Source organism: Bacteroides gallinarum DSM 18171 = JCM 13658, from assembly GCF_000374365.1.
GTDB classification, from domain to species: Bacteria; Bacteroidota; Bacteroidia; order Bacteroidales; family Bacteroidaceae; genus Bacteroides; species Bacteroides gallinarum.
In genome coordinates this window covers 1-8018 of the sequence record NZ_KB894199.1, presented here as the reverse complement: position 1 = coordinate 8018, position 8018 = coordinate 1, and the positions used below count along the sequence as shown (strand labels likewise).

Sequence of the window (8018 nt, the reverse complement as noted above, 5' to 3'; positions counted from 1 at the left end):
CTTTTACTCTATATTGTAATTTACACTTGATTATCAGTCGTTTGCAGTTTTATGATATTCTGTGAAAGTATAAGTTCGAGAGCCTGTCTCTCCGCGATAAACGCTGTGAATCAGTGATTTATAAAGTGACCCTTAAAAGTTCAATAAGAACTTTTGAGGGTCACTTTATTAGTTCTAAGTACAATTTTTAAGTGTATAGAGTTACGGTAAAGAGTTTATTTTAATAAAAATAGGAAGATAGGTGTAACAACCTATCTTCTTTATATAGTAACTTTAAATTACTTGCTGAGCGCCTGAGCCACGTCAACCGCACAAGCCACCGTACATCCTACCATCGGGTTGTTACCGATACCCAGGAAGCCCATCATTTCCACGTGAGCGGGAACTGATGAAGAACCAGCGAACTGAGCGTCTGAGTGCATACGACCCATAGTATCGGTCATACCATAAGAAGCAGGGCCGGCGGCCATGTTGTCCGGGTGAAGCGTACGACCTGTACCGCCACCTGATGCTACGGAGAAATAGGGCTTACCGGCAAGAACACGTTCTTTCTTGTAAGTACCTGCAACCGGGTGTTGGAAACGGGTCGGGTTGGTAGAGTTACCTGTGATAGATACATCTACACCTTCTTTCCACATGATAGCTACACCTTCGCGAACGTCATCGGCGCCGTAGCATTTTACTTTGGCGCGGGGGCCGTCGCTGTATGCGATTTCACGAACAACTTTCAGCTCACCCGTGTAATAGTCGAATTGAGTCTGAACATAAGTAAAGCCGTTGATACGGGAGATGATTTGTGCAGCATCCTTACCCAGACCGTTCAGGATACAACGCAAAGGCTCTTTACGTACCTTGTCAGCTTTAGCGGCGATTTTGATTGCACCTTCTGCAGCAGCGAATGATTCGTGACCTGCCAGGAAAGCGAAACACTTGGTTTCTTCGCGGAGCAACATTGCAGCCAGGTTACCGTGACCGATACCTACCTTGCGGTCATCGGCTACAGAGCCCGGAATACAGAATGCCTGCAAACCGATACCGATAGCTTCGGCAGCATCAGCAGCATTCTTGCAACCTTTTTTGATAGCGATAGCGCAACCTACGACATAAGCCCATTTTGCATTCTCGAAACAGATAGGCTGAGTTTCTTCACACGTCTTATAAGGGTCCAGACCGGCAGCTTCGCAGATAGCGTTAGCTTCCTCTATGTCTTTGATGCCGTTAGCGTTCAAGGCTTCGATGATACCTTTGATACGACGGTCTTGACTTTCAAATTTTACTTCTCTAATCATAGTTTCTTTCCTCCTTATATTATTCGTGACGTGGATCAATGTGTTTAACAGCTCCCTGTTCAGCAGTGAAGCGTCCGTACGTACCGGTTACTTTCTTCAATGCTTCGTTGGCATCGGTACCTTTCTTGATTTCATCCATGAATTTACCCATGTGAACGAATTCGTATCCGCAGATTTCGTCGTTTTTGTCAAGAGCGATAGTCTTGATATAACCTTCTGCCATTTCCAGATAACGGGGACCTTTCGCCAAAGTACCGTATAACGTACCTACTTGGCTACGCAGACCTTTGCCCAAGTCTTCCAGACCGGCACCGATAATCAAACCGCCTTCGGAGAAAGCAGACTGAGTACGGCCGTAAACGATTTGCAGGAAGAGTTCGCGCATTGCCGTATTGATAGCGTCGCAAACGAGGTCGGTATTCAATGCCTCGAGTACTGTCTTGCCCGGAAGGATTTCAGCCGCCATAGCTGCTGAGTGAGTCATACCGGAGCAACCGATTGTTTCAACCAATGCCTCCTGGATGATACCTTCTTTTACATTCAAAGTCAGCTTGCAAGCACCCTGTTGAGGAGCACACCAACCTACACCATGTGTCAGACCTGAAATATCAACGATTTCTTTTGATTTTACCCATTTGCCTTCTTCGGGTATGGGAGCTGGTCCGTGGTTAGGACCTTTCTTTACAACACACATGTGTTCCACTTCGTGTGAATAAGTCATAATTAGCTCTTTTTTTAAGTTATAATTAAAAAAACGTAGTTCCTCTTTTATAAAGCGATTGCAAAGGTAGTCGTTTTCTTGATTTCTGGCAACCGTTCAATTTGACTTTTTTATTAAAAATAGGTAATAATAAGTTGTAGTTCTGTGGAATGTAAAGTGGACTTTGCAGTTGTTGCAGTTCTTTTATTGTCCGGGTGGTATCTGTATAGTTGTTGCCTCTCCTTTTCTGCTTGTCCTGCAGAAAAACACTTAAATAATTGCGGTTTCCGGTAAAAGTCGATAGAACTTGACGGGTTTTCATAGATATTTTGTTTTTCCTTGCAGAAGTTTTGGCATAAAACGTTAACTTTGTAACCTGACTTAATAATATGGATATGGTAGAAGTGGCTGATACGGCTCTGCAACAAGCTGCGGGCGAGGGAATGGATGCTTTCATTCAAGTATTTACGAATGCGTATAAAAATGTGATAGGCGGAGAGCTGACTGCCGAAACGATGCCTCTGCTCACAGGCGAACAACATTCGCTATTGGCGTATCAGATATTCCGCGACGAACTCATGGAAGGCGGCTTTTGCCAGTTGATACAGAACGGGTACGGTGGTTATATTTTTGCTAATCCTTTTGCTAAAGTAATGCGCCTGTGGGGAGTGGGGGATTTGAGCAAACTTGTGTATACAGCCAAAGAGATATATGATGCCCACCGTGAAGATTTGGAACGCGAGCGTACCGATGACGAGTTTATGGCTATGTACGAACAGTATGAAGCTTTTGATGTGCTGGAAGACGAATTTCTGGAGAAAGAAGAAAAATATACGGCATCGGTCGCCGGGTATGTAGATGAACATTTGGATTTATTTGCAAAAATAATAAAGTAGCAGTTGCAGTATTTTTTATGTTTCCGCATTTACATTATGTGAATTGAAATTTATATCTTTGCAAACTCTAAAAAATAATGTTTATGAAACAATTGAAATTCTTAATGGTTGCCTTTACTTTGTTGACGGGTATTTCTTTGACTTCATGTATGGGGGAGAGTGACCCTACGGTAGGAGGGATTTTTTTTATGAAAGTAACGGATCCATATACTTATTCTTTTAAATTTTATGGCAGTGATATAAAATATACTGCTGCAAATCCCAGCCAGTTAACGGGTTTAACTTTAAATAGTGGCGATATCGTACAGATAGCATGGAGCTATAATTCAGAAGAGCAACCGGTAACGGAGCAAACAAAGGAAGTAAAAGTAACAGTTTCCGGTATTCAGAATTTAAGTACGGCAACTCATAGTACAGTGTCTGGAAATACGGGTGAAGATTATGAAAATGCAACAATCAGGAAAATAGGTTTTGGCAGTGATTACGGAAGCAGCAATAATGGTATCACTTATTTTGATGAGAAGACAATTCTGATACCGGTTGTTTTCTTGTATAATTCGGATGATTTATCCAAACATCGGTTTACTTTAGTTTATGATAATTCGGAGATACCGACCGATGATTCAACTTTGAATTTATATTTACGTTATTATACATCTGATGAGGAAGTGAAAGTCGATGCCTATATCTATAAAGCGTTTGATATCACTCAGGCTCTTGGAGAATTTAGCACCGCGACTGGTGGAAAAACTCCTACTAAGATAAAGGTTTGGGCAAATGAAGGACAAAAGACAGACTCAAACAGTTTGGATGATGCGAAAGAAGAATTACAGTCTTATGAGGTAGAATACTCATTCAAATCGGACACTAATAATTGAATTACAAAGAACTATTCCATATAGCAATGTTACTGATTTCCTCTCCGGCGCGTGCCTGGGAGGAAATTCGTTTGGAAGAGGATAGACGAAAGGTGTTTACAGCTTTCGTCTATCCTATGATTGGTTTATGCGGGTTATCCGTCTTTATCGGCTCATTGGTAGCGAAAGGTTGGGGTGGTCCGCAAAGCTTTCAATATGCCATGACACAATGCTGTGCTGTGGCAGTATCCTTGTTCGGAGGATATTTTTTGGCAGCTTATCTCATCAATGGGTTGCGTGTCCGAATGTTTGTTATGGACAATGATATTCCTTTGACGCAACAGTTTGCGGGCTATGCGCTGGTAGTGCCGTTTCTGCTGAAAATCATTATCGGCATACTGCCCGATTTCAGTATAATAGCCTTGTTGCTTCAGTTTTATATCGTATATGTAGTGTGGGAAGGAAGTGCTATTTTGATGAAAGTAGCAGAAAAAGACCGTTTGAGGTTCACCATTCTTTCTTCCGTATTGTTAATAGCTTGTCCGGCAGTGATAGAATTCATTTTCAATAAGCTGACGGTAGTGCTGAACTGATTGATTTTATGAAACAAGCTCCTGTAAATATTAAGAATAAGCGTGCCACTTTCGATTATGAATTGGTAGATACCTATACTGCGGGTATCGTACTTACCGGTACGGAGATTAAGTCTATCCGTTTGGGAAAAGCAAGCTTGGTAGATACATTCTGTTATTTTGCCAACGGCGAACTGTGGGTGAAGAATATGCATATTGCCGAATACTTTTACGGTTCGTACAATAATCATAATGCACGCAGGGAGCGTAAACTTTTGCTGACAAAGAAAGAGCTGGATAAGTTGCAGCGCGGTTCTAAAGACCCCGGTTTTACCATGATACCTATCCGTCTGTTCATCAATGAAAAAGGACTGGCAAAGGTAGTCGTTGCCCTTGCAAAAGGTAAGAAACAATACGATAAGCGTGAGGCTTTGAAAGAAAAAGATGATAAGCGCGATATGGCGCGTATGTTCAAGAGATAACCTCATTATCATCCTATCACATTTTATACAAATGGCGTCTATTGAAACTTTGGTGCGTGAGCGCATCCTCATTCTGGACGGTGCTATGGGCACCATGATACAACAATACAACTTAACGGAAGAAGATTTCCGGGGAGAACGCTTCACCCGGATTCCCGGACAACTGAAAGGCAATAATGATATACTTTGCCTGACACGTCCGGATGTGATACAGGATATTCATCGTAAGTATCTTGTAGCAGGTGCGGACATTATCGAAACCAATACGTTCAGTTCTACAAGTATCAGTATGGCCGATTATCATGTACAGGAATATGTACGTGAGATAAATCTTGCCGCAGTAAGGCTGGCACGTGAGGTCGCTGATGAATTTACCGTCCTGACCCCTGATAAGCCGCGGTTTGTGGCAGGTTCCATAGGACCTACCAACAAAACTTGTTCCATGAGTCCGGATGTCAATAACCCTGCTTTGCGCGCACTGACTTATGATGAACTGGCCGCCGCTTACCGCGAACAAATGGAGGCGATGCTCGAAGGCGGTGTAGATGCCCTGTTGATTGAAACCATATTCGATACATTGAATGCGAAAGCAGCCATATATGCTGCGGAGCAGGCTATGGATACTACTGGTATCCGTGTACCTTTAATGCTCTCCGTAACGGTTTCCGATATCGGGGGGCGTACTCTGTCCGGGCAAACGCTGGAAGCATTTCTGGCTTCTGTGCAACATGCGGATATTTTCTCCGTCGGACTTAACTGCTCTTTCGGCGCACGCCAACTGAAACCTTTTCTCGAGCAGCTTGCCGCACGTGCTCCTTATTATATCAGCGCATATCCCAATGCAGGCCTGCCTAACAGCATGGGCAAATACGACCAGACACCGGCTGAAATGGCCGATGAGGTCAGGGAGTATATCCATGAAGGACTGGTAAATATAATCGGTGGCTGTTGCGGTACGACGGATGAATACATTGCAGCATATTCATCTTTAGTCGAAGGTGCTACACCGCGTGTACCGGTTCCTGTGCCCGGTAACCTTTGGCTTTCCGGTCTGGAATTACTGGAGGTAAAGCCTGAAAACAATTTTGTCAATGTGGGCGAGCGGTGTAACGTTGCCGGTTCGCGTAAGTTCTTGCGGTTAATCAATGAAAAGAAATATGACGAAGCCCTGAGCATTGCCCGCCAGCAGGTAGAAGACGGAGCACAGGTAATCGACATAAATATGGACGACGGACTGCTGGATGCAGAGGAAGAAATGACGAATTTTCTCAATCTGATAGCTTCCGAGCCGGAAATTGCCCGTGTACCCGTGATGATAGATTCTTCTAAATGGGATGTGATAGTTGCGGGATTGAAATGCGTACAAGGCAAGTCGGTCGTCAACTCCATATCTTTGAAAGAAGGCGAGGAAAAATTCCTTGAACATGCCCGTACTATAAAGCGGTATGGTGCTGCTGCGGTAGTAATGGCATTTGACGAACAGGGGCAGGCAGATACATACGAGCGTAGAATCGAAGTATGCGGACGCGCTTATCGCTTGCTGGTAGAGGAAGTTGGTTTTAATCCGCACGATATTATTTTTGACCCGAATGTGCTTGCCGTAGCCACCGGTATGGACGAACATAATAATTATGCAGTCGATTTTATCCGTGCTGCTGGTTGGATACGGAAGAACCTGCCCGGTGCTCATGTCAGCGGAGGAGTCAGCAACCTTTCGTTTTCATTCCGCGGCAATAACTATATCCGCGAGGCGATGCACGCAGTATTTCTGTATCATGCCATTCGTGAAGGTATGGATATGGGCATCGTAAATCCCGCCACTTCCGTACTTTATACCGATATACCTGCCGACATACTGGAGCGCATAGAAGATGTCGTTCTTAATCGCCGTGCAGATGCTGCCGAGCGGTTGATTGAGACTGCCGAACGCCTGAAAGCCGAGGCAGAAGCCGCCAAGAGTTCCCAACCGGACGGTAACTCCCAACTCCCAACTCCCAACTCCCAACTTGCCTGGCGGGAAGATACGGTAGAGGAACGCCTGAAGTATGCCTTGACGAAAGGTATCGGGGATTATCTGGAAGAAGACCTTGCCGAGGCTTTAAGAATTTATCCGAAAGCTGTGGATATTATCGAAGGTCCTTTAATGGCCGGAATGAATTATGTGGGCGATTTGTTCGGAGCAGGCAAAATGTTCCTTCCGCAAGTTGTCAAGACGGCACGTACCATGAAAAAGGCGGTAGCCATTCTCCAGCCGGTTATCGAATTGGAAAAGCAGGAAGGTGCAACTTCTGCCGGCAGGGTATTGCTTGCCACGGTAAAAGGCGATGTGCACGATATCGGAAAGAATATCGTTTCCGTGGTAATGGCTTGTAACGGGTACGAAATTATCGACTTGGGAGTAATGGTTCCTGCCGAAACCATTGTGCAGCGTGCCATAGAAGAAAAAGTCAATATGATTGGATTGAGCGGACTCATCACCCCTTCATTGGACGAAATGGTACATGTTGCCATTGAACTGGAAAAAGCGGGGCTCGATATACCTTTGCTGATAGGCGGGGCTACGACGTCTCCTTTACATACGGCATTGAAGATTGCACCGGTTTACCATGCTCCGGTCATTCATCTGAAAGATGCTTCGCAGAACGCAACGATAGCCGCCCGCCTGATGAATCCGAACCAGAAGGAAGAATTGATGAAATCCCTTTCCAGCGAATATCAGCAGTTACGTGAAAAAAATCAGGAAAAACAGGTAAAGACAGTTTCTCTTGAAGAAGCAAAGGCAAACCGGTTGAAACTGTTTTGAGTTTATAGGCTCACCACAGATTGTACGGATTGACATGGATTTTAATTTTTCAGACAGAATAGCGGGAATTCGGACAGAAGAACAAAAAGACAAAAGAAGGAAATCTGTTCTTTTGTTCTTCTGTCTAAAATAGGGACATTCAGTAAATAATATAAAATCAGCCAACTAATTCATACACAAAATATTGCGAATTAGCTGGCTTTTTTGTATCTTTAGGTATTCCCCCGCAAATAAGGTTTGAAGGCCAAAACGGGGGAAATTCCCCGACTAAGATATGGCTAAGATACAAAATATTTCCGAAATTCACCCAACTTTGGGCTTCACAGAATTTGATGTTCTGGAAAAATACCGCAAAAGTTTTAATGAGAGTGAGCTTGGCAGGCTTCACTCAGTGTTCCCGTTTGAACGCATGGCAAAAG

Annotated in this window: 7 protein-coding genes and 1 pseudogene; 6 read left to right on the top strand and 2 right to left on the bottom strand. The window is 44.0% G+C overall.

Annotation, left to right across the window (positions count from 1 at the left end; translation table 11 throughout):
* Positions 1-278: 278 nt before the first annotated feature.
* Both C233_RS0121715 and C233_RS0121710 read right to left on the bottom strand, forming a co-directional pair.
* Complete coding sequence (locus C233_RS0121715) at positions 279-1289, bottom strand: GGGtGRT protein (RefSeq protein ID WP_004290316.1); 1011 nt, start codon at positions 1287-1289, stop codon at positions 279-281.
* A 19-nt stretch (positions 1290-1308) separates the two neighbouring features.
* Positions 1309-2010 carry an iron-sulfur cluster assembly scaffold protein gene (locus tag C233_RS0121710; RefSeq protein ID WP_004290317.1) on the bottom strand — a complete coding sequence of 234 codons (702 nt, stop codon included), beginning with the start codon at positions 2008-2010 and terminating at the stop codon, positions 1309-1311.
* 374 nt (positions 2011-2384) lie between these two features.
* Between C233_RS0121710 and C233_RS0121700 the strand changes: the two genes are divergently transcribed.
* The 6 genes and pseudogenes from C233_RS0121700 to C233_RS25210 all read left to right on the top strand — a co-directional run.
* On the top strand, positions 2385-2885 hold the full coding sequence (locus C233_RS0121700) for a DMP19 family protein (RefSeq protein WP_025068965.1): 501 nt from the start codon (positions 2385-2387) through the stop codon (positions 2883-2885).
* Between the two features lie 83 nt (positions 2886-2968).
* Complete coding sequence (locus C233_RS0121695) at positions 2969-3763, top strand: hypothetical protein (protein ID WP_128081953.1); 795 nt, start codon at positions 2969-2971, stop codon at positions 3761-3763.
* 26 nt (positions 3764-3789) lie between these two features.
* Complete coding sequence (locus C233_RS0121690; RefSeq protein WP_034778026.1) at positions 3790-4335, top strand: Yip1 family protein; 546 nt, start codon at positions 3790-3792, stop codon at positions 4333-4335.
* A gap of 8 nt (positions 4336-4343) precedes the next feature.
* Positions 4344-4796 (top strand): SsrA-binding protein, encoded by a 453-nt coding sequence (gene smpB / locus C233_RS0121685; RefSeq protein WP_018669566.1) that lies wholly within the window; start codon positions 4344-4346, stop codon positions 4794-4796.
* 31 nt (positions 4797-4827) lie between these two features.
* Entirely contained in the window at positions 4828-7599 is a 2772-nt protein-coding gene (gene metH, locus C233_RS23150) for a methionine synthase (RefSeq protein ID WP_018669565.1), read from the top strand.
* Between the two features lie 274 nt (positions 7600-7873).
* Positions 7874-8018, top strand: a pseudogene (locus C233_RS25210) (DDE transposase); the annotation flags it as partial.